Origin of the sequence: Streptococcus bovimastitidis (assembly GCF_001885095.1) — a bacterium.
GTDB classification, from domain to species: Bacteria; Bacillota; Bacilli; order Lactobacillales; family Streptococcaceae; genus Streptococcus; species Streptococcus bovimastitidis.
Genome location: NZ_LZDD01000004.1, coordinates 17,963 through 41,048 on the forward strand (window position 1 = coordinate 17,963; position 23,086 = coordinate 41,048).

The 23,086-nt window shown below is 38.3% G+C and carries 20 protein-coding genes; 1 reads left to right on the forward strand and 19 read right to left on the reverse strand.

Translation table 11 applies throughout. From position 1 onward, the window contains the following. Positions 1-29: 29 nt before the first annotated feature. From A9Q68_RS09950 to A9Q68_RS11015, 19 genes are all read right to left on the reverse strand, one after another. Positions 30-155, reverse strand: a complete 126-nt coding sequence (locus A9Q68_RS09950; RefSeq protein WP_083426065.1) for an LPXTG cell wall anchor domain-containing protein — start codon at positions 153-155, stop codon at positions 30-32. 139 nt (positions 156-294) lie between these two features. Beyond that, a complete protein-coding gene (locus tag A9Q68_RS09955) occupies positions 295-885 on the reverse strand; it encodes a hypothetical protein (protein WP_131814181.1) in 591 nt (196 codons plus the stop codon). Between the two features lie 62 nt (positions 886-947). Continuing rightward, complete coding sequence (locus tag A9Q68_RS09960) at positions 948-1,151, reverse strand: hypothetical protein (RefSeq protein ID WP_071794548.1); 204 nt, start codon at positions 1,149-1,151, stop codon at positions 948-950. Between the two features lie 28 nt (positions 1,152-1,179). Further along, on the reverse strand, positions 1,180-1,401 hold the full coding sequence (locus tag A9Q68_RS09965) for an Ig-like domain-containing protein (protein WP_131814182.1): 222 nt from the start codon (positions 1,399-1,401) through the stop codon (positions 1,180-1,182). 178 nt (positions 1,402-1,579) lie between these two features. After that, positions 1,580-5,950 (reverse strand): accessory Sec-dependent serine-rich glycoprotein adhesin, encoded by a 4,371-nt coding sequence (locus A9Q68_RS09970; protein WP_071794550.1) that lies wholly within the window; start codon positions 5,948-5,950, stop codon positions 1,580-1,582. A gap of 168 nt (positions 5,951-6,118) precedes the next feature. After that, a complete protein-coding gene (locus A9Q68_RS09975; protein ID WP_071794551.1) occupies positions 6,119-6,304 on the reverse strand; it encodes a hypothetical protein in 186 nt (61 codons plus the stop codon). After that, the gene (gene gtfB, locus A9Q68_RS09980) at positions 6,304-7,623 is read right to left on the reverse strand and encodes an accessory Sec system glycosylation chaperone GtfB (RefSeq protein WP_071794552.1); all 1,320 of its coding nucleotides are present in this window, start codon (positions 7,621-7,623) and stop codon (positions 6,304-6,306) included. Before gtfB ends, A9Q68_RS09975 begins: the two co-directional genes overlap by 1 nt. Then, a complete protein-coding gene (gene gtfA / locus A9Q68_RS09985) occupies positions 7,616-9,121 on the reverse strand; it encodes an accessory Sec system glycosyltransferase GtfA (RefSeq protein ID WP_071794553.1) in 1,506 nt (501 codons plus the stop codon). The genes gtfB and gtfA overlap by 8 nt, the downstream gene beginning before the upstream one ends. A 25-nt stretch (positions 9,122-9,146) precedes the next feature. Beyond that, positions 9,147-11,531 (reverse strand): accessory Sec system translocase SecA2, encoded by a 2,385-nt coding sequence (gene secA2 / locus A9Q68_RS09990; protein ID WP_071794554.1) that lies wholly within the window; start codon positions 11,529-11,531, stop codon positions 9,147-9,149. 15 nt (positions 11,532-11,546) lie between these two features. Continuing rightward, on the reverse strand, positions 11,547-12,527 hold the full coding sequence (asp3, locus tag A9Q68_RS09995) for an accessory Sec system protein Asp3 (RefSeq protein ID WP_071794555.1): 981 nt from the start codon (positions 12,525-12,527) through the stop codon (positions 11,547-11,549). Further along, complete coding sequence (asp2, locus tag A9Q68_RS10000; protein ID WP_071794556.1) at positions 12,527-14,059, reverse strand: accessory Sec system protein Asp2; 1,533 nt, start codon at positions 14,057-14,059, stop codon at positions 12,527-12,529. Before asp2 ends, asp3 begins: the two co-directional genes overlap by 1 nt. Further along, a complete protein-coding gene (asp1, locus tag A9Q68_RS10005) occupies positions 14,046-15,617 on the reverse strand; it encodes an accessory Sec system protein Asp1 (protein ID WP_071794557.1) in 1,572 nt (523 codons plus the stop codon). The genes asp2 and asp1 overlap by 14 nt, the downstream gene beginning before the upstream one ends. Positions 15,618-15,632: 15 nt before the next feature. Next, positions 15,633-16,877: an accessory Sec system protein translocase subunit SecY2 gene (gene secY2, locus A9Q68_RS10010; protein ID WP_071794558.1), complete on the reverse strand. Its 1,245-nt coding sequence runs from the start codon at positions 16,875-16,877 to the stop codon at positions 15,633-15,635. Positions 16,878-17,081: 204 nt separating this feature from the next. Beyond that, on the reverse strand, positions 17,082-18,500 hold the full coding sequence (gene sufB / locus A9Q68_RS10015; protein ID WP_071794559.1) for a Fe-S cluster assembly protein SufB: 1,419 nt from the start codon (positions 18,498-18,500) through the stop codon (positions 17,082-17,084). A gap of 22 nt (positions 18,501-18,522) precedes the next feature. Next, the gene (gene sufU, locus A9Q68_RS10020) at positions 18,523-18,966 is read right to left on the reverse strand and encodes a Fe-S cluster assembly sulfur transfer protein SufU (protein WP_071794560.1); all 444 of its coding nucleotides are present in this window, start codon (positions 18,964-18,966) and stop codon (positions 18,523-18,525) included. Then, complete coding sequence (locus tag A9Q68_RS10025; RefSeq protein WP_071794561.1) at positions 18,953-20,179, reverse strand: cysteine desulfurase; 1,227 nt, start codon at positions 20,177-20,179, stop codon at positions 18,953-18,955. Before A9Q68_RS10025 ends, sufU begins: the two co-directional genes overlap by 14 nt. A 17-nt stretch (positions 20,180-20,196) precedes the next feature. Continuing rightward, on the reverse strand, positions 20,197-21,462 hold the full coding sequence (gene sufD / locus A9Q68_RS10030; RefSeq protein WP_071794562.1) for a Fe-S cluster assembly protein SufD: 1,266 nt from the start codon (positions 21,460-21,462) through the stop codon (positions 20,197-20,199). A gap of 54 nt (positions 21,463-21,516) precedes the next feature. Beyond that, positions 21,517-22,287, reverse strand: coding sequence for a Fe-S cluster assembly ATPase SufC (gene sufC, locus A9Q68_RS10035; RefSeq protein ID WP_071794563.1), 771 nt, complete (start codon positions 22,285-22,287; stop codon positions 21,517-21,519). A gap of 215 nt (positions 22,288-22,502) precedes the next feature. Continuing rightward, positions 22,503-22,757, reverse strand: a complete 255-nt coding sequence (locus A9Q68_RS11015; RefSeq protein ID WP_071794564.1) for a DUF5960 family protein — start codon at positions 22,755-22,757, stop codon at positions 22,503-22,505. Between the two features lie 99 nt (positions 22,758-22,856). Between A9Q68_RS11015 and A9Q68_RS11100 the strand changes: the two genes are divergently transcribed. Continuing rightward, entirely contained in the window at positions 22,857-22,982 is a 126-nt protein-coding gene (locus A9Q68_RS11100; protein ID WP_275402296.1) for a hypothetical protein, read from the forward strand. The last annotated feature ends 104 nt before the right edge of the window (positions 22,983-23,086 follow it).

Here is a 23,086-nt window from a genome sequence, read left to right on the forward strand (position 1 = left end):
CACTTTAACGTTCGTAAAAGAATAATAACTTACTTTTCATTTTTACGTTTTTTAGTGCTTAAGCCAAGGGCTGCCAGAATTGCTAAGGTTGCCGAACCATAGAGTCCTGAATTCTCATTAGTACCAGTATGTGGAAGTTCAACATGATCACTCACTTGATGGTTTTATGACATCATTGAACGACTTGTACTCATGGAACTAGTATTTGACTTAGAAACTGATGTGCTTTGCGTTGTTGACTCTATGTTTGGATTCAGAAACTGAAGTACTTTGTGTTGTAGACTCTGAGATAGATTAAGAAGTACTGATTGAATCTGATACTATTGAATCTGATTGTGATTTAGAATTTGATTCAGTAGTTGTATCTGAGTTACTAGCTGTTGAAATACTTGTAGATTCACTCTTTGATAAAGACTCGCTAATAGCCGTACTATCAGCATCTGCAGTAGCAGTTTCATTTACAAATCTTGTACCAAAGACATATTTCGAGCCATCTAATAAGTTACCATTGCTATTTTGTCCGACGGTACCAAAGGTTGATTTGACAGCGATTGCCTCTGCAGTATCAGGTCCGACGATTGCACCATCCATAACAACCACATATGAATCCGTTGGAGTATTTGGCAACTGAAAGACGAGTTCCCCATTGGCATTAATGGTTGGATTTAACGATGCCTTTACATCTGTAAAATTAGCTGTATCTGTGTAATCCATTTCCATTCCCGGTTGTAACACCGCAGGATCCGTTACACGATAAATTTTATAAGTAGAATTTGCTATATCATAACTAGCTAAATTAGCTGCATCCGAAACAACACCTGTATTCAAAGCTTCTTGAGTAGTCGCATTTGAAATTTTCACTGTATATGGTGTTGAATTATCCATTTTTGCGGGAAAATCTGAACCAGGTTGGTTAATTATAGCAACATAATTTGCTGTTTTATCAGTTAGATTAACATCTGTAACACACCATCTGTTTGATAGTCAGACCCTGTCGAATCACTATGGTCTGTATTACCATTGTCATACACAATATTTACTGTTTTACTGACATTGTTAACAGATACAACTACATTTGAAGTATCAACAGGAATAACATTATCATTAAAGAATACTTGAGTATTTCCTGTCGCAGTAATATTTTTTTCCATTAACATTATTTTTAAAAATATATGTTAATTAATTTGTTGTTGGGTCATAATTGGCTTCCGCAATAGTGACACCATCTGGGGTTCTTAATGCTGGGAAATAAATTGATGAGGAAGTTACACCATGATAATCTAAATTATTATTAAGCGTAAAAGTTATATAATCACTAGGTGCTACGGTATCCTTTTGAAAATCAAAGGTAAAATCCCCACCAGGAGCCCGGTCCATATTATAAGTTTGACCATCTATCAAATTTAAATTTAGAACCGATACATTATAACAAGTTAAATTTTATTACAAAACAACCTAATCTTAAAGCTATTTTCTTATTTTTTGTTAACTTTTATTATACTTTCATATATTATATAAAAAAACCAGCGAAGAAATTCTCTTAGCTAGTTTTTAATTATTATAGATTTTTCAAATCTTCTTAGTCGTTTTCGTTACGTTTCTTACCTGCAAGTCCTAGTGCTGCAAGAATTGCTAGAGCTGCTGAACCATAAAGTCCAGTGTTTTCTGCTGCTCCTGTGTGAGGAAGAGCTGTTTCACTTGCTTTAGGTGCTTCTGAAGCTTGAGATTGACTAGTTGAAGTTGATTGTGTGTGTGACTCTGATTGTGATTGTGAAGTCGTAGTTGACTCAGAAGCACTTTCGCTGCCTGGAGTCGGTACTTCTTTCACGAAACCGCTATCGATTGTTGGGTTGTCCTTACCTTCAACGGTTACTTTAACAACTTGACCATCTGAGTCTTTAGTATCGTCACCTGAATTTGGTGTTGTTGGTGTGTAACCATCTGGTGTTTCGAAGGTTACTGTGTAGTCACCATCTGGTAAGTCAGTAAACTCATAATAACCATTTTCATCAGTGGTAGTAGTCTTAGTTGATCCATCTGGATTTGTAAGAGTGACTGTTACACCTGGAATTCCTGGTTCACCTGAATCTTGAACACCGTCTTTGTTGGTATCTTCCCAAACAGTATCACCGATTGTATGTGTTTCTTTGACGAAACCACTATCGATGGTTGGGTTATCATTACCTTTAACAGTAACTTTGACAACTTGACCATCTGAGTCTTTAGTATCGTCACCTGAATTTGGTGTTGTTGGTGTGTAACCATCTGGTGTTTCGAAGGTTACTGTGTAGTCACCATCTGGTAAGTCAGTAAACTCATAATAACCATTTTCATCAGTGGTAGTAGTCTTAGTTGATCCATCTGGATTTGTAAGAGTGACTGTTACACCTGGAATTCCTGGTTCACCTGAATCTTGAACACCGTCTTTGTTGGTATCTTCCCAAACAGTATCACCGATTGTATGTGTTTCTTTGACGAAACCACTATCGATGGTTGGGTTATCATTACCTTTAACAGTAACTTTGACAACTTGACCATCTGAGTCTTTAGTATCATCACCTGTGTTTGGTGTTGTTGGTGTGTAACCTTTTGGTGTTTCGAAAGTTACAGTGTAGTCACCATCAGGGAGGTCTGTAAATTCATAATGACCATTTGAATCAGTGGTTGTTGTCTTAGTTGATCCATCTGGATTTGTAAGAGTAACGGTCACACCTGGGATTCCTGGTTCATTTGTATCTTGAACACCATCTTTGTTGCTATCTTCCCAGACAGTATCACCGATGGTATGAAGGTCTTTAACGAAACCTGAGTCTAATGTTAAATCATCTGCCCCATGAATAGTTACAGTTACTGTAGCACCATCTGAGTCTTTAGAGTCATCACTAGTATTTGAAACAGTTGGTTTGTATCCGTTTGGTGTTTCAAAAGTTACAGTGTATGTTTCACCATCGTTAAGATCAGTAAACTCATAGTAACCATTAGAGTCAGTTGTCGTTGTCTTAGTTGATCCATCTGGATTTGTAAGAGTAACTGTTACGCCTGGGATACCTGGTTCACTTGCATCTTGGATACCGTCTTTGTTGCTATCTTCCCAAACATAGTCACCAATCATGTAAACTTTTGGTGTTTCTGAACCTGTATTTGAAGATGACCCACTGATAGATGTGCTTGTTGAATCAGAAACACTTGTTGATGTACTTGCTGAATCTGATACTGATGTAGAATCTGATACTGATGTTGATGTACTTGCTGAATCTGATACTGATGTAGAATCTGATACTGATGTTGATGTGCTTACTGAGTTTGATAAGCTTGTTGAATCACTATCAGAACCTGAATTTTGTGATGTTGAGGTACTTGTTGAATCAGAAATACTTGTTGATGTACTTACTGAATCTGATACTGATGTTGAATCAGAAATTGATGTGCTTACTGAGTTTGATAAGCTTGTTGAATCACTATCAGAACCTGAATTTTGTGATGTTGAGGTACTTGTTGAATCAGAAATACTTGTTGATGTACTTGTTGAATCTGATACTGATGTAGAATCAGAAATTGATGTTGAAGTACTTGTTGAATCTGATACTGATGTAGAATCAGAAATTGATGTTGAAGTACTTGTTGAATCTGATACTGATGTAGAATCAGAAATTGATGTTGAAGTACTTGTTGAATCTGATACTGATGTTGATGTGCTTACTGAGTTTGATAAGCTTGTTGAATCACTATCAGAACCTGAATTTTGTGATGTTGAGGTACTTGTTGAATCAGAAATACTTGTTGATGTACTTACTGAATCTGATACTGATGTTGAATCAGAAATTGATGTTGATGTGCTTGTTGAATCAGAAACACTTGTTGAACTTGATGTAGAATCAGATATTGAAGTTGAAGTTGATTCCGAGTCCTTAACTGATGTTGATAATGATTCTGAATCTTGTACAGATGTTGATAGCGATTCTGAATCTTTTACTGAAGTTGATGTAGACTCTGAAACAACAGTTGATGTTGATGTACTATTTGAAATTGATGTTGTAGAATCAACCACAAAACCAGTGTCTAAAGTCATGTCATCAGCAGCATTAATGGTAACAGTTACAGTTGCACCATCTGAATCAAGGGCATCAGTAGTTGAACCACTATTTGAAATAGTTGGAGTGTAACCAGCTGGCGTTTCAAAGCTTACTGTATACGTTTCTTTATCAATTAAACCAGTAAATTCATAGTATCCACTAGCATCAGTACGAACAGCTTTTGTCGAACCATCAGGATATGTTAAGATTACAAGAACATCAGCTAAACCTGTTGTTCCACCTTCATTTTGGATACCATCATTATTAGTATCTACCCATACGTAGTTACCAATTTTATAAGTAATAGGAGTTTCACTACCAGTACCACCTGATGACTCACTATTAAAGGCAATGGAATTAGAATAATAAGCGTAGTTATTTAAGGCATTCGGATCCAACGCTTCTGTTCCAACATTGACAGTTTGAACAATTGGATAAGTACTATTTGTATCAAAGTTGCTTACTACTCTTATCACATATGCGTTCGGATCTGTTGCTAAAGACGGGTCTAAACTAAAACTTGCCTTATTATTTGAATATGTAATATCTACAAGAACTTTTTCAAAGACACTGTAATCACTTATTTTCATACTATCAGGTAAATTGTAGCCTGCAGGGACCCGATAGACTTCAATAGTTGAATTGGCATCTACTGTATTAGCATGCATTGTACTTGCATCAATTTCAACAGTAGGGCTTTTCATGGTGTAATTATCTTGGTTTACATAAATAATTTGTTCAACTTGACCGGAATTAAAATCGACGTAAGAAAAACTAGAACGAATTTCTGCATTTTCATTAACTTCTGGTTTAGAATATACAACTTGATAATTTCGTGTATTACTTACCGTACCAACAGTAATTGTTACTGGAATTGATGCAGAATCTTCCAAAACTGTATCTCGATTCACATATTTTTCAAAATGAAAAACTGCGGAAACATTTTCATATTTATCGACATAACTTGTTAATGTATAGGTTATTAATTTGGTTGTTGGATCGTAAGTTCCTGTTGCAATTACCTCCCCTGAAGAATCCTTCAGATCAATTGGACTATAAACCCAGTCTGAAGGAGCAAGGTCATTTGCTTTTACAGTATCAGAATATGATACTGTAAACTGATCACCTGCTGTAGCTGTATCGACAATATTAAATGCAACATCAAAAGCAATAGCTTCAGATTCCGTCGGCATAACAATCCCATCATTTACAGTAGCTGGATCAATATCGTCTCCAAGATAATTACCCAAATCAGATTGAGTAACGGTGACATTTGTGATTGCTTCGTTAATAGCTAAACCACTTGTAGTTGCTGCTTTTGTTGGGGCTGTTGTTGTATTAGCTGCTTTTGGTGCTAATGCTTGTGAATTCAAATTTGCACTTGATTGACTTACTGAAGTACTAGCTGCTAATGATTCTGAGCTAATTGTTGATAATGAAGCTGAGTTACTTTGGCTTGCTGAATCTGATTGGCTTAATGAAACTGAAGTGCTTTGTGACACTAAAGTTGTATCAGATACACTTGCAGATACAACTACTGTTGAATCAACTTGTGTTGTTCCTGTTGTAGCAACCTCAGATGTTACTGGTAAAGTGCTAGTTGTTTCTGCTGCATGGGCTGTTTGTGTTACTACAGCTCCCCCAATGAGGGCTCCAACTGCAGCTGCACCTTTAAACCAATGGGCAGACGAAAAGCCTACTTCAAGATTCAAATCTGTGTCTAAAACACCTTCTTCTGCTTTAGCGCCTTTGAATAAATGAAGTAAGCCAAATGAGTTAAGGGTTGTTTTAACCCAATTTTTACCTGACTTGTGCAATTTTACACGCGATTTAGACTCGGTCTGGATATAGTCCGAGTTAATTTGTTTTTTTGACATATTTTACTCTCTCTCTTTCCCATAACTTCAAGAAACTTTCAAACTCCACTTTAAAAGTTGTTAATTGTTTATGGTAACTATATTGTATTATAAGTTAGAATGTTAGTCAAATATTACGTAAATAAAAAAATAGGGAAATTGTAATAAAAAACAACTTCCCTTAATTCATTAAAATAATCTATAGAGTGTGTTAAGTAAACCCATGATAACACTAATAACAATGACCGAACCCAGTAAAACATAAGCATAATTTCGGACATCATTTTTCTTCTTTTCTGGCAGTTTTTGCCGTGATTTTTCTAATCTTTTCTCGATATCATCTTCTAAAAATGATAAATTTTTTTTTGCACCCATTACGCAATTATCTCCTTATATCTTTCCGGACTCGTATGATTGGCAAAGACTAATTGACGTTTCACAACTTCTTTATAATGATTTTGATCTTTTAATTTAACAAAAGCAGCCATCATTTCTGTCACTTGATTAGGACTAAAAATGTTTTCAGGCAAGGTATAGAGTTTCTCATGTTGCGTATTATTAAAAGTAAAAATTGGCATCTGATGCTCAAAAGCCAGACGATTAGCATCCAAAATCTCATTGCCATGATTAATATCCAAATAGACAGCACAATGTTCCCAAAGGTCCTTGATTGTCGTTTGCGATACATTCGGATAGAGCGAAACATTATCACGTTGACCGATAGCCTGTAATTTAGGTGACATCTCCGTTAAGGCTCCAATGTGGAATTGAAGATCAGGTAAGTGAGTAGCTAAATTTTCAATTTGTTCAATCTGATCACTGTTGGTGAAAATCAAGGCATGCGCTGACCATTCTTTTTCAGCAGACAGAGGATATAAATACCCCAAAGAATCCACTTTGTCATGCTGGCCATGATTCAGATTAAGAAAAACTTGATAATCATTAGGGTCAGGAATAATGACTTGATTGCTGCGGTTAACCGTACCATTCAAAATAGCCTGCATATTACCTGGAATGGAACCCTGGAAAGGTTCTTGCCAAACTAAAATATCATGGCCAGGCTTATCCAAATTGATTGAAACTTGGAAAGGAAGAGCGAGAGAGTTATAGATGATTTTATCCAAATCAAACCCTCGTTTTTGCAAGTAATAAATGACAAATTCCAATTTACCTTTAAAGATTTTGATTTTGCCATCTTCATTTAAAATAATGTCATTGGTCACAAAGTTTTCAACGATTTTCTCTTTACCTTCTTGGTCATAGTAAGTCTTAATCACTTCTTCCTGATTGACATTATAGATGCTTTGAGCATAAAGACGACCATTTTTATTATAGTACTCAACCAAACGTACTTTTCCAGAACGGTCTAACCATTCAACTGCTCTAACCAAACGTTTATGAGTTGGTTCAGCATAAAAGATATTAGCCCGTTTGATATCGTGATCAACAATTTCTCCATTTGAATTATTGGATTGGATTTCCCAAAAATTAGGAGCCTTTATTTGGTTAAAGAAGCGAGCTCTTGTTTCTTCAACGTCTTCATCACCCATAAAATAAGCATAAGGTGTAGTCACTGAAGCTGGTAAAAAACCATTCTCATTCAAAATAACAGTTGGATGCGTATAACCTGACATGACTAAAGAATAATGCAAGTCTTGAGCAGCCTGGTTGTATGTATCAAATATATTAAGCATTAGCAAACTCCTTTAAAAACTCTTTCCAGTCATTAGCAATTTCTTGACTTAAGAATTTCTCTGCAATTTGGTAGGAATGGTCTTGCCATTCTTTGATGTCAAAATCTTGATACATGGATACAATAGCGTCTGCAAATTGACGGACAATCTGATCCACTTGATCTGATTCTTCTTTAGGAATCAAAATACCATTCTTCTCATGGTCAACAAAAGTGACATTCCCATAAGGAACTTCAAACCCGATGATTGGCAAGCCAGAGCCAACTGCTTCCATTAAGGTTAAACCAAAGCCTTCGCTAGTTGAACCAGCAAGATAAGCATCGTAGTCTTGATAAACTGTTGTCAAATCAGTATGTCCCATTAGATGAATATAGTCTTGAGCATGATGTGTCTTGATTAATTCTGTCAGTTTAGCTTCTTCACCACCCTTACCATAGATATCAAATTGCAGTTCTGGAAGGACTTTTTTAGCTTCAATAACGGCAAGAACCAGCCAGTCAATATGTTTTTCACTGGCTAGACGTGATGCTGTCATCAAAGAGAAAGCCTTGCGTTTCTCAGGACGATAAAGTTGATCAAGTGACCCTACTGGAATGGTCAGAACACGAGGAGAAATCCCCTGATATTTAGCAAATTGTTCCTGAAGTGTTTGGGTTTGAGCATCAGTCGAGCAAATAAAGAAATCAATTTGATCGGCATGCGAAAACTCATACTCATAATAATTATTCCAGAGAATAAAATCATCGTCAGTAGAATTCTTGCTATAATGCTCCGCATGGACAACACTACCCATTTTGGCTTTGCCTCTTTCTTCCAAAGCAGCCTGACCAATCTCACTTGAGCGATCCAAAATGACAATATCTTCTTCACCAAAGTTGAGAGACTTAATAAAATAAGTTAAAAGCTCACGTCTGGATAAGAAAATCTGATCTGGAAAACGATAAATCTGGTTATCACCATCGACGAGTTCGTCAAAAGCTGTGCTACCATCTTCGTTAAAGTAACGTCTTTGGTAAAGGTATGCCTTATTGTCTTTTGGCGTGAAATACTCAGTGCAGTAGCGGGTATAATTATAGTAATCCTTACGAATTAAACAACCGTTGACGACAAACTCTGCCCGGTCAACAAAATCCTTACTTTCATCAGTCAAATAGCAAGTCACAAATTGTTTGTTATTATCATAGAAGTAGCGACGGATTTTTCCTGAAATTTCTTCCTTTTCAATTTTGAAAGGAATGGACTTTTGCACATCTTGTAAAGCATAACTGGTAGGTGCTAATTTGATATCCGTAAAATAATGATAAAGCCAGATAACTTCATCGTCTTCAAAGCCGATATTTTTAGTCAAGTGCTGCACATTCTCATTTAAAATCAAATCGGTGAAAACAAAAATCCCTTTTTCACCAATCATTCTCAGGAGTTTGGCCCGATATATTTGAGCATACTCAACACCTGAGCTAGCCCAACCAATTCCCATATTAATATTATAAAGCGTCATTATTTCTCTCCTCTAATCTTCAGCTCTAGGCAAAGTAGGCAACTAACTCACCTTTAGGGTTATAGGCTAGCATACTTAAGGCAAGGTTACGAATAATACTTTCTTTAACCCGAAGTTCCAGCTCTTGGAAGGTGAGCAAGGCTTCGCGGTGAAATTCATAGGTTGTATTCCTTTGGGCAGAATTACGACTGGCCACTAATATCCTAAACTGTTGCAAATAGTCAACTTGTTCAATCCAAGCCTGGTCAATAGCCTTAAGAATGGCCATCCTTTGGAAATTGATATAGTCCTGCTTGTCTCCAAACTGCACTTCCTTATCTTCCATTTCTTTGAGGAAGATCCGACGTAGAGCCTTTTTCATAGAATCCTGACTGCCATAATCAATCTCATGGTCATCAAACTGATAGGACAAGTTATCAAAGACGTAGCGACTCAATTTTTCCTCAGTCATTTCCTTCTCTTGGCTTAGGAAATTGGTCAAGACTTCATCTAATATTTCTAATAAATTAACATCTTCCAACTTCTCTTGTTCAATCAACTGATTACGTAAACTGTAAATCATCTCCCGCTGCACCTGGATACTCTCATCCATTTCCACAGAATTCTGACGAGCTTGGCGGCCATGACTATCACTAGCTTCCTGAGCTTGATTCAAAATGCGGTGGTAGCGGCTAGATTTCAAAAGTTTTGGATTTTCAGGGTCCATTTTGGGTAATTGCTTACGCAGATAATCAAGCAACCAGGCTGGTCCCCATTTAATGAGTAAGGCATCTTCTAGAGATGCAAAGAATTGACTCATTCCAGGGTCACCTTGACGGCCAGAACGGCCTCGCATCTGTAAGTCAATCCGTTTAGACGGCATCCGCTCTGTACCAATTACCGCTAAACCACCCAACTCGGCTACACCCTTGCCAAGCTTGATATCTGTCCCCCGACCGGCAATTGCCGTAACGACCGTTACATTGCCTTTTTGACCAGCTTCAGCAATCATCTCTGCTTCTTTTGCTGTATTGTAGGCATTGAGGACGCTATGGGCGATCCCCTCTTTTAAGAGTAAGTGAGAATAGATCTCTGACATCTCAACCGTTGCCGTAACTAGCAAAATAGGTTGCCCTGTGGCGTGAACTTTTTTCAAAAACGCCATAGAGGCCATAATTTTCTCAGGCAAGCTGGTATAGATTAAATCTTTATGATCAATCCTCTGAATTGGACGGTTGGTTGGAATAGTGATAACAGGCATATCGTATGTTTCTATAAATTCATCATCAGCAACGCGACCTGTACCAGTCATTCCACTTAATTTATCAAATAATTTAAAGAGATTCTGATAAGTAACACTTGCCATGGCCCTTGTTTCAGGTGTCCGTTCAACAGCTTCTTTGGTTTCAATAGCCTGATGCTGACCAGCTTGTAACTTATTCCCTTCAAGGCTTCGTCCGCTAATAGCGTCCAGAAGAATAATCTCATCGTTTTCAACAATATAGCCTTCCTCACGCTCATATAAGTGATGAGCTTTTAGAGCCAAAATAATATGTCTAACAATTTCTGTATGCTTAGCATCAAATAAGTTTTCTAGGCCAAAGAATTTTTCCGCTCCAGCAATGCCTTTGTTGGTTAACCAAACATTAGTCCGTTCGTCATCAAACTTATAGTCACGGTCTTCTTCTAAAGTTGTGATAAAGGTATTAGCGACGTTATAGTAGTTGGATTGAACCCGTGGGGAACCAGAAATAATCAGCGGTGTTTGGGCACTATCAAGTAGCACCTCATCAACCTCATCGACAATGGCATAATTAAAATCACGAAGAAACTGCTTAGTCGCCGAATCCGCCAAATTCTGAATCAGGTAATCAAACCCTAAAGTTGAGTGTGTTGTATAAACAATATCTGAAGCATAAATGGCCCGTTTTTCTGGCACAGAAATTTTTTCTAACGGATCTTCTGGCACACCGAGTGCTATTGTTAAGCCCATCCAACGATATACGTCTCCCATTTCCGTCCCGTCACGTCTTGAAAGATAAGAGTTGGTTGTAACCAACATAACCCCTCTACCAGTCAAGGCATTTAAATAAAGAGGCATGGTCGCCGTCAGAGTTTTTCCTTCCCCTGTGCGCATTTCCGCAATAAAGCCTTGATGCAGGGCAATGGCTCCCATAACCTGAACATCATAGGGGAACATGCCTAAAATCCGACGATCCGCTTCTCTGACCGCAGCAAAAGCCTCAGGAAGTAGATCATCTAAGGTCTCTCCTTTTGCTAAACGGTCTTTAAATTCTTGCGTTTTAGCTTGCAAGTCTTTATCGGTCAACTTAGCCATCGTATCTTGATAGTTATTGACCTTGTTTAAGGTTTTTTTGATAGCCCTTAAACGGAGGCTATTAATACTAAATTTTTCGCTTAAGCTCCCCAAAGTAAGCTCCTTTTATTATTTTTCTTGAAATTGCGCCAGATAGTGATTTTTGGCCAAAAGCCCCTCAACTAATGCATCGTCAGTTTGCTGATCAGCTTGCGCAGTGGAAAGTGAGGGATTGTTTTGAAGTAGCTCACTTAACCATTCCAAAGCTAATTCTGAATCTTCAATGCTTGTTCTCAGCTCTTGATCAAATGTCACGGGGCCTGTAAGGCTGGATGAGCCCTTTTCAAAGGCATTTTCCAAAAGAATGGCTACGCGGTCAGACTTAGAACCACTGCCAATAAATTGAATACCTTGGTCCAGTGCCTCTGGAGCATGTTTGTGAATGGCCTTGGCGACATAATCCACGAAGCTGTCCGTCAAGTAAGCCATTTGATCAAGCCTAGTTAAACCAACGATTAAACTTGAGCCAACTTTTTTTAAATAAGATTCTGTAAACGGCATCAGCTGTCCCTCTTGATTTTCCAGGAGATAGACTTTCAGTGGCCCATTTTCTGCATTCTTTTCTAGAGATGGCAAGACAAAATAAGACTGGCTTAAAAGGTCTTCCATTTCTTTGGCATAGAGTAAAATGCTATCGAAAACAAAACTTTGACTACCGGCATTAATTAAATCAATCTTGTAGCTGTAGCAATCCTTAGGTAAAGAAAACTCTGCTGAATCCTCTTTAATAATTTTATAGGCGACTACTTCTTTTCGTCGATTAAAAAAAGTTAATCTTAGATAAGGCTGGTGTCCCCTAACTGTCTCCAAGTTTAATTTTAGACAATAGTCCAATCCTCGTTTTAGTAGTGGCAGCCTCGGAATATCACGGCGGTCCTGATAATTAACATCAGAAAGCCAAGTGTGGATAACTGTTCCAATAGGCAAAAATTCCTGGTGGAAAGAAACCCGTCCATCCTTGAGAAATTCTAGGTCAACACCATATAGGTAACTGGCATCACTGAGCAGGCCCCAATTTATCAGACTGATATCTCTCATTTGTGTCTGCATTATGATTTCCTCCCAAAGTCTAAACTCATGATTCGGGCATATTGATTTAAGAACCACTGATTAATGGAAGCACTATTATCATTATGGCGTCCCTCAATCCCTTTAGAGATGACTTTGATATTTTTACCTTGTGACCAGTCTAAAAAGTCGTAATAGGCATTATTATCGTAGTCATCATGTTTCATATAGGCCATGGCAAAGAGGGTTTTAGAAAAGTCTGCCTTTTCAATAGCCTTCCAGAATTTCTGGTTAACTTCTTCCATCGATTCTTTCGTTAATTGATTGGTCAATGAATGGACCATGTCAAATGCTGTTCCAAATTCATCTGGACGGATTTGGAAACCATTTTTGGCAATGGTTCCTAATGAGAACAAGGGTTTACCAATGATAACAGCATGTGGTTCCAAGCGGCTGGCATAATATGAAGCGCCAAAAGTCCCCATTGATAAACCTGAGAGGATCATTTGTTTCTTGTTAAATCCTAAATATTGCAGTTTGTCTTCAATAAAATCCGTCACTTGATTTTCCAATTGTTCACTACCCATATAGAAGGAGCCCCCTTCTAAACGCGGGTCACCAATCAGGATAAAGGGTGATTTCATTTTAGACATCATCCAATACCCCTCAAATCCTTCGGCAGTCCGATATCCTGAGAAGTAAACATTTAATGGTGGTTTTAGGTCTCCTGGGCTAAAGTAGGCAATTAATTCTTGCCGTTGATCGTCCACCAGCCTTCGGCCCCCTGCAATATACTCTCCATATGAGTTACGAGCTCGTCTTTGGTGTAGTGGACCCAGTTTTAAAGTACCATTGCCCTTGGCATAAAGAACAAAAGAAAGGTAATGCTCTTTTTCTTTTGAGGGAATGGTGACCTGTTTTTCCATGTCAATTTCGGTAAAGGTATAGGAATCATCTAAATCTGAGCTACCGCCGATAAAACGATAGGCTTTAAGAAGTAGGTTGACCTCCCCCTCTTTCAAATATTCCAACCAGAAGTCTAGTGTTTGACCAGGTCGGGATGAAATATTGTAGCGCCAGGTTAAGAGTGGCTTAAATTCTTCCCCAAATTCGCCTTCAAGATGGATAAAGCTATTGCCCTGATAGCTTACTTTTCCTTTGAAATCCTCATAAATATTGACATAGCGGTTGTCTGCTTTAGATCCTTCTTGTCCTGAGAAAAAGTCATGTCCCAATTGAGGTATCAAGCGTGCAGGATCAGACATATCCATTGGTTTAGCTACCCTTGAGATAAAAAGGGCTTTTTGAGCTTTCCAATCCACTAATTTATCATTGTAGAAAACGGAATAGGGCGTTGTAAAATGAAAGAGATCATCAAAACTTTCTTCGTAAGTCGTCTCATCTGTAAAAAGAATCAGTGAGAAAGCACGAACTTTTTTCCCCTTCTCATCGAAGAGCAAGGGACGATAATTATCTGGTAGTCCATAAGACCATTCCATATTTTCTGGAATGTCATATTTTTGACTCCAGTCTTCTTGTCCAATTTGAAGGACTCTTACATCAACTTCTGTCATCTGTTACTTGTCCTTCCCCTTGATTTTTCCACTTATTAATTAACGCTGGACCCGTATTCTCAGCAATTTTCTCAATCGAATAGACTAAGGAACGGTTCCAATGGCTTAATCCCTTGAAGAAGTATGACAAACCTTTTTCGATGCCCTTAATATCTTCTACGATGTAGCCATTCTGTTTATGGGTCACATAGTCTGTCTGAACTTGGTTAATTTGTGGAATTCCTGATGAAATGGCCGCAATCTGATGATACAAGTCTGGTTTCATTCCCATATCAACAATAATCCGACTAGTTTTAAATGCCGCAATGACATCATTTTCTTCTTTAATGATTAAGAATTTAGCTCGTGGCTCTTCTTCTTCAACCACTTTATCTGGCAATTGATCTTCTTCCGGAATTTCTGGTTTAGGAACATACTGCTCCAGCATCTCTTCCAGCATGGTTTCAATCATCTGATTGCGATCACCATAACGTTGATAGCTTCCTAGCGTCAAGGTAATCAAATCATTTTTGCGCATTTCCTTAAAAAGGATCTTACAAATAGCATTCAATTCAGCATCATCAAGATTGTCCACAAAAAGATAAACTTCTAATTCTTTCTGACGGATACTTAAGCCTAATTCAAAGCGGGTATCAAATGGTGACACTTGAATAATATTGGGATAGTTTCCTTCTTCTGCCAATAATCGCAGAGCCTCAGTGTTTTTTTGATCATCAGAAACCAATAATTCTGCTTGCGAAAAGAGTTCCTTATCAGCTGCACTAGCAGAATCAAGGCGTTGACGCTCTTGATAAAAGGAAAAGATTTTAGGCTGTTTCGTTTCTTTGAAAAAGTCGTTGTGTTGTTTGTGGGCTGCAATTACTAACCTATCATCTGCAGCGAGTTGACTGATTTCAGCATTTAGCGTTTCGGAAATCAGCTCTTCCCAATTAGCATAAGTTAAGTTTTTAAGCAGTGTTCCTGCTTCAGGGTTGACGCTAATTCTGTCTGCGACAACTGGGTCTAAAGTTTCTCGTAAGCACCATTGGCCCGCCTGATTGAAATAATCCTGATGATCTGCTCGGCCATTTTCAAAAACTAAAAGACTCGATAAAAAGCCGCGATCATCAAAAACCAGCTCTTCTTTTAGGGTCTTGCCATCTTTTTCATAGCGGAGAATGCGGAAGAGGTGGCCATTTGTGGCAAATTGGATTTTGGCATAAGGTCTTTCATGACGCAAAGCCGTCACCGTAAAGGGCGAATAGATGAAACTAGTCCCTTGAGGCCAAGCTAATTTGCGCCAATCCATTGGAAAGGATTGAATGTCTTGACTATCCTGTAAATGATCAAATAAGGACCATACGGGAACTTCAAGAAGACCCTTTTGGTGTAAGAAGGATCTTAAGTTTGGTGCATAATTTAAAACCATAACCCGAACAGGCTCTTGGTTTTCAAAAAAGACACGGATTTGGTTAACACTATCATCAAATTGTAGAAATTGATTAACGTGCGTCCACTCTTGCGTATCGTCAAACCAAACACGGTCTTTACGATACCAAGCAGGAATAAAATGGTACATATTGTTCTCTCTCAATTATAAAATTTCATGGTATTGTTTGTTTATACGCAACATATCGACTTGATCAAAGATTGTAAATAACAAGGTCGACAAAATCAAAATAGTTCCTGGTAGGGTTGATATTGTCGAATCAATTTTGTAGATATGCCCAAGCACTAAAGGAACACCAATGATAAAGCAAGTGTATAAACCACCTAAAAAGCCAACTTGTTTAACGATGCGATTAAGGTATTTAAAAGTCGGTTTGCCAGGTTTAACATCATGAATATAGTCTCCCATTTCCTGAAGACTTTCGGTTAACTTATCAGGTTTCACATTAACAAGCGCAAAGCCAATGGTTAAGAGGAATAAAATAACTAAATAAACGCTTAAACCAATGGTTTTTGATAAGGTAAGATTAGAAACTAAGTAAGATAAAGTTTTATTGTCAGGATATAGCATCTGTAAGCCCGAGAATAAGTATTGTGGTAAAACCAACAAAGTCATCCCGTACATAATGGCCATCCCACCCGCAACGTTCATTTTGATAGGGATATAAGATTTATGGGCGAAGTCATTATGAATCATAACCCGTTCTAATGGTATCCGATATTCCGCTCTCTCTAGGAAAATAGTGACCACTAAAGCAATAATCGCAAAGGCAACAATGACGCCATAGACCCACAAGTGTTGGTTCATGTGACCGTCTTTACTGATAGCCTTTGATAAACGAGCTGGTAAGGAAGAAATTAACCCCACCAGAATGATGATAGAAGATGAGCCAATTCCAAACATCATGTTTAAATTGGCCAACCACATAATAATAAAACATCCCGCAATAGATAGGAAAGCGACAATCATTAGAAATCCAATCCGTTCAAATGGCAGAATCCAAGTTTGAAACTTCATGAAACTGAGCAACCCTAAAGACTGGATAATACTAATAATAATCATCATGATTTTACGCCAGCGGTCTGAAACGACCATTGACATTTTTTGTAAATTCAATCGTTTACTCGTTGAGAAAAAGCCCCAGAGAATCATGGTCGACATCCATGGGCCTAAACCCAAAGTAAATACGGAAATTTGTGAAAAATCACCTCCTGATACTAGGCTTGCTATGTTCATTAATTCTCGATTAATGCCACCGAATGCGGAAGCATCAACATCGACTAAAGGAAGTGGAATATGTCTACCAATCAGATAGACCAGGATGATGAGTAAAGTGGTCACCACCTTTTTCTTTAAAGGTGACTGAACCATTTGCCTTTTGGCTTGCATATTAGAACCCCAATTCTAATTTTTTGATTTATATATATACGTCTCTATTGTAACATAAAGCCGACTATTGTTCGTCTAATTTATCTAAAAAGAGATAAAAGTTAGAAAAGATTAAGTTTCCATATTTTTCAAACAATCAGATAATCAAATAGACCTAAAAAAAGGGATGCCAACAGCTTTATGGCTGTTGAGCATCTCCTTTTTTTAGCCTACGGACCCCTCCATTTCATACGATATCAATCTGTTGAGTTCGACGGCGTATTCCATTGGTAATTCTTTGGTGAAGGGTTCGACGAAGCCCATAACGATCATTTCGGTTGCTTCTCCTTCTGTTAAGCCGCGGCTCATGAGGTAATAGAGTTGTTCTTCTGAGATTTTTGATACTTTGGCTTCGTGTTCAAGTGCCACTTGGGAATTGTGGATTTCATTGAATGGGATGGTATCTGATTTGGAGATGTCATCCATCAAAATGGTGTCACATTCAATATGGGAAACCGACTTTTTCGAATTTTTATTGAAGGTAACTTGTCCACGGTAGTCTACTTTCCCGCCACCTTTGGCAATTGATTTAGAGACGATTGATGATGATGTATGTGGTGCGTTGTGAATCATTTTGGCACCTGTGTCCTGATGTTGGCCAGCATTAGCAAAGGCAATGGACAACATGGTTCCACGCGCACCTGGTCCATCTAAATAAACAGATGGGTACTTCATTGTTGTTTTAGCCCCTAAGTTGCCATCAATCCATTCAACCGTAGCATCCTGCAAGGCACGCGCCCGTTTGGTTACTAAATTATAGACATTGTCAGACCAGTTTTGGATAGTGGTATAACGCATGTATGCCCCATCCAGCGCAAAAATCTCAACAATAGCCGCATGAAGACTGTTGCTTGAATAAGTTGGTGCCGTACAGCCTTCAACATAATGGACACTAGCACCCTCGTCAACGATAATCAGCGTCCGCTCAAACTGCCCTGTATTCTCATTGTTAATCCGGAAATACGTTTGCAAAGGAATATCCACCTTAACACCCTTAGGCACATAGATAAAGGTACCGCCAGACCAAACTGCTGAATTTAAAGCAGCTAGTTTATTATCCGTTGGGGGAACTAACTTAGCAAAATATTGTTTAAAGAGGTCAGGATACTCCTTCAAAGCAGAATCCGTATCAGTAAAAACGATACCCAACTTCTCGAATTCATCTTTCATGTTATGATAAACCACTTCAGATTCATATTGTGCAGAAGCTCCCGCTAAATAAGCACGTTCTGCCTGGGGAATCCCAATACGTTCAAAGGTTTCTTTGATTTTCTCCGGAACATCGTCCCATGAACGAGCTGGTTTATCAGAGGCCTTTTGATAATAAATAATATCATCAAAATTGATATCTGATAAATCTGCACCCCAGGTTTGCATAGGCATTTTATTAAAGGTTTCTAGAGATTTAAGACGAAACTCTAACATCCATTCTGGTTCGCCCTTAGCTGCTGAAAGTTCTCTGACAACAGCTTCACTCAAACCTTTACCTGTAGAGTAAATCGGTTTAATATCATCATGAAAACCAAATTGGTAATCTCCCAAATCAATGGGCGTTGGTTCTACCTTTTCATTTGTTTCAGACATATCTATTCCTTTTCTTTCTATCTTACTTTACTTCTTCTTGGTGACGTTTAATAGCTTTTTCTAAAGCGTGCCAAGCTAGGGTCGAACATTTTATCCTTTGAGGAAATTTGGAAACACCAGCTAAAAGCTCAGCTTCTCCTAATTCTTTCTGTTTAGAATTGTCTTGACCTTGAACCATCTCCGAGAAGATTTCAACCAGTTCCAAAGCTTGAGCCAGAGTCTTCCCCTTAACAGCATCCGTCATCATACTAGAAGAAGCTGTTGAGATTGTGCAACCATCCCCCGCAAAAGCAATATCAGCAATCCGGTCATCCTCAAATTTGACACTTAAGGAAATGACATCACCACAGGTGGGGTTATTCAAGACAACAGACTCTACCCCTTCAATCGTGCCATGATTGTGGGGATTTTTAGAATGGTCGGCAACTACCGCCATATAAAGACTATTCAGTCTAGAGAGTGCCATTAAAAAACTCCTTCGTTTTCAGAATTGCATCAATCAAACGATCACAATCCTCTTTTGAATTATATATATATAAGCTTGCCCGAACAGCCGAGGAAATGCCAAGATGTCGCATAAGGGGCTGGGCACAATGATGACCTGCCCTTACGGCAATCCCTTCATAGTCCAAAGCTGTCGCGACGTCATGTGGATGAATCCCATCTAAATTAAAGGCAAAAACCGCAGCATGAGCCTCAGGCAGGCGCGGACCATAAAGGGTTAAACCCTCAACGGCAAGCAATTTTGGCAAGAGATAATCCACCAATTCCTGCTGGTGCGCCGCAAATGCATCCATCCCCAGCTCATTCAAATAAGTAATCGCCGCACCAAGTCCAATAGCTCCCGCTATATTTGGCGTTCCAGCTTCAAACTTCCAAGGTAATTCTTTCCAAGAGGCTTCTTGTTCGTAGACGAAATCAATCATTTCACCACCAAATTCAAAGGGCTCCATCTGATTGAGCAATTCTTCTTTACCATACAAGACACCAATACCAGTTGGCCCCATCATTTTATGGCCTGAAAAGGCATAAAAATCACAATCTAAATCTTGGACATCTATGGCCATATGAGGAACTGCCTGAGCCCCATCAACAATCATCAGCGCACCCTTTTCATGGGCTAATTGCGTGATTTCTTTGATTGGATTTTGACATCCTAAAACATTGGAAACATGTGCTAAGCTGACAATCTTCGTTTTATCAGTCAGCTTTGTCTTCAAATCATCCATGTCTAAGGCTTGGTCTTTAAGATAAACATAAACCAATTCCGCCCCAGTCGCTTGACAAACTTGTTGCCAAGGAATGATATTGGCATGGTGTTCCATGATTGAAATAAGGATTTGGTCTCCTGGTTTGAGAATGCTTCTAGCAAATCCTGCCAGCCAATTGAGACCGGTAGTAGTCCCTCTGGTAAAAAGAACTTCCTTACTAGACTTGGCATGAATAAAATCACGGACCAAAGTGCGACTGGCTTCATAGTCACGTGTCGCTCTTTCAGCTAGGGTATGAACACCCCGATGAACATTGGCGTTATCCTGATGATAATAGGCCATTATCCGGTCTAGAACTACTTGCGGTTTTTGAGTCGTTGCAGCATTATCCAAATAAACTAAGGCCTCATCATTAACCTCTTGCTCTAATATAGGAAATGCTTTTTTGATGGCTAAACTATCAATCATTCCGACTCCTTTTTATCTTAATTTCTAGTGGCTAATTTCTGATCTAATACGTCGATAATGCTGTCACGAACTTCTTTGACAGGAATTTCTATAATAACAGCTCCTAAGAAACCTCGGATAACAAGTCTTTCAGCCGTATCTTTATCCAAACCACGACTCATGAGATAATACATATCTTCAGGGTCTACTTGACCAATTGAAGCTGCATGACCTGCAGTGACTTCATTTTCATCAATCAATAAAATTGGGTTGGCATCACTTCTTGCCTTATCAGAAAGCATTAGAACACGGCTTTCTTGTTGGGCATCTGCACCTTTAGCACCTTTAATAATGTGGCCAATCCCATTAAAAGTTAACGTACCACGTTCTAAAATAACACCGTGTTGGAGAATATGACCAACGGAATTCTTACCATAGTTGGTAACCCGTGTATCAATCCCTTGCACCTGACGGCCACTTGAAGCAGCGACAACTTTTAAATCAGCATGACTGCCATCACCAATCAAGTCACTATCAAAGTCAGCAACCACATTGCCTTCGTTCATAACACTTAATGACCAATCAATCATGGCGTTATTAGACAAACGACCACGACGACTAATATAAGTTGTCACTGATTCACCAAGACGGTCAATAGCTGAAAACTTCACACGGCTACCATCTTGAGCCAGAATTTCAACACTAATGTTGGCAGAAGCTTTTTGACTGCCTTGACCAAATGATTCAAAACGTTCCAAATAAGAAAATTGACTTTCTTTACCCGCAATAATAAGGACATGTTTGTTAAAAGGCACATCACTATCACTATCCTGTAAAAAGATAGCTTCTAAGGGCATTTCAATTTCCACAAAATCAGGAACATAAAGGACGGCGGCACTATTAAAATATGCAGTATGGTAGGCACTTAGTTTATCCTGATCATCTGCCACAGCCGTCCCAAAATAAGTTTCGATAATTTCAGGAATTTCCTCGAGGGCTGAATAAAAATCCGTAAAGACAACCCCTTTATCATGAAGGTCCACAGGTAACTGTTCGAAAACAGTTTGGGTCCCATTTTGAACTAAGGTTGGATTATCGCCTAAGGTAATAAAATCTGGGACATTTCCCGTCATAGGACTTTCAGAAATGCTACCATCTCCTAGGTTCCAACGATGATATTTCACCCGTTCAATTCTTGGTAATTCCAGTTGATCAATTAATGTAAAAGCCTTTTGGCGTCTTTCTTGCAACCATACCGGCTCTGCTTTTCCCTGAGAAAAAGCCAAAATATTTTCTAATGTCATAATGATGTATCCTCTTTCTCTCTATAATAACTAGACTCTTTTAGCAAGACATCATTAGACTTCTTCTTTGTAATCAATTCCTAGCTCTTCAGCAATACCAGCATAACCTTCTTTTTCAAGGCGAGCGGCTAATTCAGCGTCACCAGAAAGAACAATGCGTCCATCCATCATAACGTGAACACGGTCAGGCGTGATGTAGTTCAAAAGACGTTGGTAATGGGTAATAATCATGGCACCAAAATCTTTTTGACGCATTTCATTCACCCCTTTTGAAACCACTTTAAGGGCGTCAATATCAAGACCTGAGTCGATTTCATCTAATAAAGCAAACTTAGGTTCAAGCATCAAGAGTTGAAGAATCTCATTACGTTTTTTCTCACCACCTGAGAAACCTTCATTGAGGTAACGCTCAGCCATTTCTTCTTTCATGCCAAGGAGTTCCATTTTTTGGTCCAACTTAGTAATGAAATCACGAACCGAAATTTTATCTTCATCAGCTTTACCCGCATTCATGGCAGCACGCATGAATTCAGCATTGGTAATACCAGGAATTTCTGATGGGTATTGCATAGCCAAGAAAAGTCCCATACGAGCACGTTCATCAACTTCTAACTCAAGAACGTCAACCCCATCAAAGAGAACTTGACCTTCAGTCACTTCATAGTTAGGATTACCCATAATAGCTGCTGATAAGGTTGATTTCCCAGTACCATTTGGTCCCATGATGGCCGCAATTTCACCTGTTTTAAGGGTTAAATTAACCCCTTTTAAAATCTCTTTATCATCAATTGAGACATGCAGATTTTTAATTTCAAGAACAGACATGATTTACCTCTTTTTCTATATTTTTCACCCTTGCTAATTAGCAAGGAGACGCAAAAATGCTATTTTAATAATTACATAAATTATAACAAAAAAAGTGAAATGTTTATACTACGGCGTTTGGAGCATGTCTCCCCGACTTTTCCCCGACTTCTGGACGAGGTCTTTTTTCTTTGTATCAAAGTCTATTAAAACGGAAAAAATAAAAAAAGTCCGTTTTACAGGACTTCATAATTTGTATAGTAATATACATTATCTTTAACATCAAAATTAAACTTAATGCTTCTTCTCGTCTTGCTATTCTCTTTATTTAGAATAAAGAAATGATCGTTTGTCGCTTGCATGGTCAGCATGATGTCATCTGTTAAATAAGTCAGTGGTACTTGCAATGCTGAGTATTCGTTAAAGTCTTTTTCGAAATTTATATAACTGCGACCGAAGAAATCAAATGTGGGTTCTTGTTTAGTTTTCATGGTTTAAGTATAGCACAAAAATATTTAAAAAAAGTTGATAAAAAGTGTTGACAGTATATAACATATGTTATATAATTAATATATAGAAAGGAGGAAGATATGAAAATATCAGACATAGCTGATGTACTAACTTCGCTAGGAACACTTCTAGTAGGAATTGCAAGTTTAATATCAGCAATAAAAAAAGAACCTAAACAAAAACGCCGTCCAAGGAAGTTCAAGTAGAGGTTCATGGTAAGGGTGGGGCGAAAGCCCCTATCTCTTATTGATATTATATCATATCAAATAAAATTATGAAATATTTAGTTATTTTCCTGATATGCTTGATT

Coding starts and splice junctions, on each gene's coding strand:
- A9Q68_RS09955 (WP_131814181.1), bottom strand. CDS start 885: ATGGATAATTCAACACCATATACAGTGAAAATTTCAAATGCGACTACT.
- A9Q68_RS09960 (WP_071794548.1), bottom strand. CDS start 1,151: ATGGAAAAAAATATTACTGCGACAGGAAATACTCAAGTATTCTTTAAT.
- A9Q68_RS09970 (WP_071794550.1), bottom strand. CDS start 5,950: ATGTCAAAAAAACAAATTAACTCGGACTATATCCAGACCGAGTCTAAA.
- A9Q68_RS09975 (WP_071794551.1), bottom strand. CDS start 6,304: ATGGGTGCAAAAAAAAATTTATCATTTTTAGAAGATGATATCGAGAAA.
- gtfB (WP_071794552.1), bottom strand. CDS start 7,623: ATGCTTAATATATTTGATACATACAACCAGGCTGCTCAAGACTTGCAT.
- gtfA (WP_071794553.1), bottom strand. CDS start 9,121: ATGACGCTTTATAATATTAATATGGGAATTGGTTGGGCTAGCTCAGGT.
- asp3 (WP_071794555.1), bottom strand. CDS start 12,527: ATGCAGACACAAATGAGAGATATCAGTCTGATAAATTGGGGCCTGCTC.
- asp2 (WP_071794556.1), bottom strand. CDS start 14,059: ATGACAGAAGTTGATGTAAGAGTCCTTCAAATTGGACAAGAAGACTGG.
- asp1 (WP_071794557.1), bottom strand. CDS start 15,617: ATGTACCATTTTATTCCTGCTTGGTATCGTAAAGACCGTGTTTGGTTT.
- secY2 (WP_071794558.1), bottom strand. CDS start 16,877: ATGCAAGCCAAAAGGCAAATGGTTCAGTCACCTTTAAAGAAAAAGGTG.
- sufB (WP_071794559.1), bottom strand. CDS start 18,500: ATGTCTGAAACAAATGAAAAGGTAGAACCAACGCCCATTGATTTGGGA.
- sufU (WP_071794560.1), bottom strand. CDS start 18,966: ATGGCACTCTCTAGACTGAATAGTCTTTATATGGCGGTAGTTGCCGAC.
- A9Q68_RS10025 (WP_071794561.1), bottom strand. CDS start 20,179: ATGATTGATAGTTTAGCCATCAAAAAAGCATTTCCTATATTAGAGCAA.
- sufD (WP_071794562.1), bottom strand. CDS start 21,462: ATGACATTAGAAAATATTTTGGCTTTTTCTCAGGGAAAAGCAGAGCCG.
- sufC (WP_071794563.1), bottom strand. CDS start 22,287: ATGTCTGTTCTTGAAATTAAAAATCTGCATGTCTCAATTGATGATAAA.
- A9Q68_RS11015 (WP_071794564.1), bottom strand. CDS start 22,757: ATGAAAACTAAACAAGAACCCACATTTGATTTCTTCGGTCGCAGTTAT.
- A9Q68_RS11100 (WP_275402296.1), top strand. CDS start 22,857: ATGAAAATATCAGACATAGCTGATGTACTAACTTCGCTAGGAACACTT.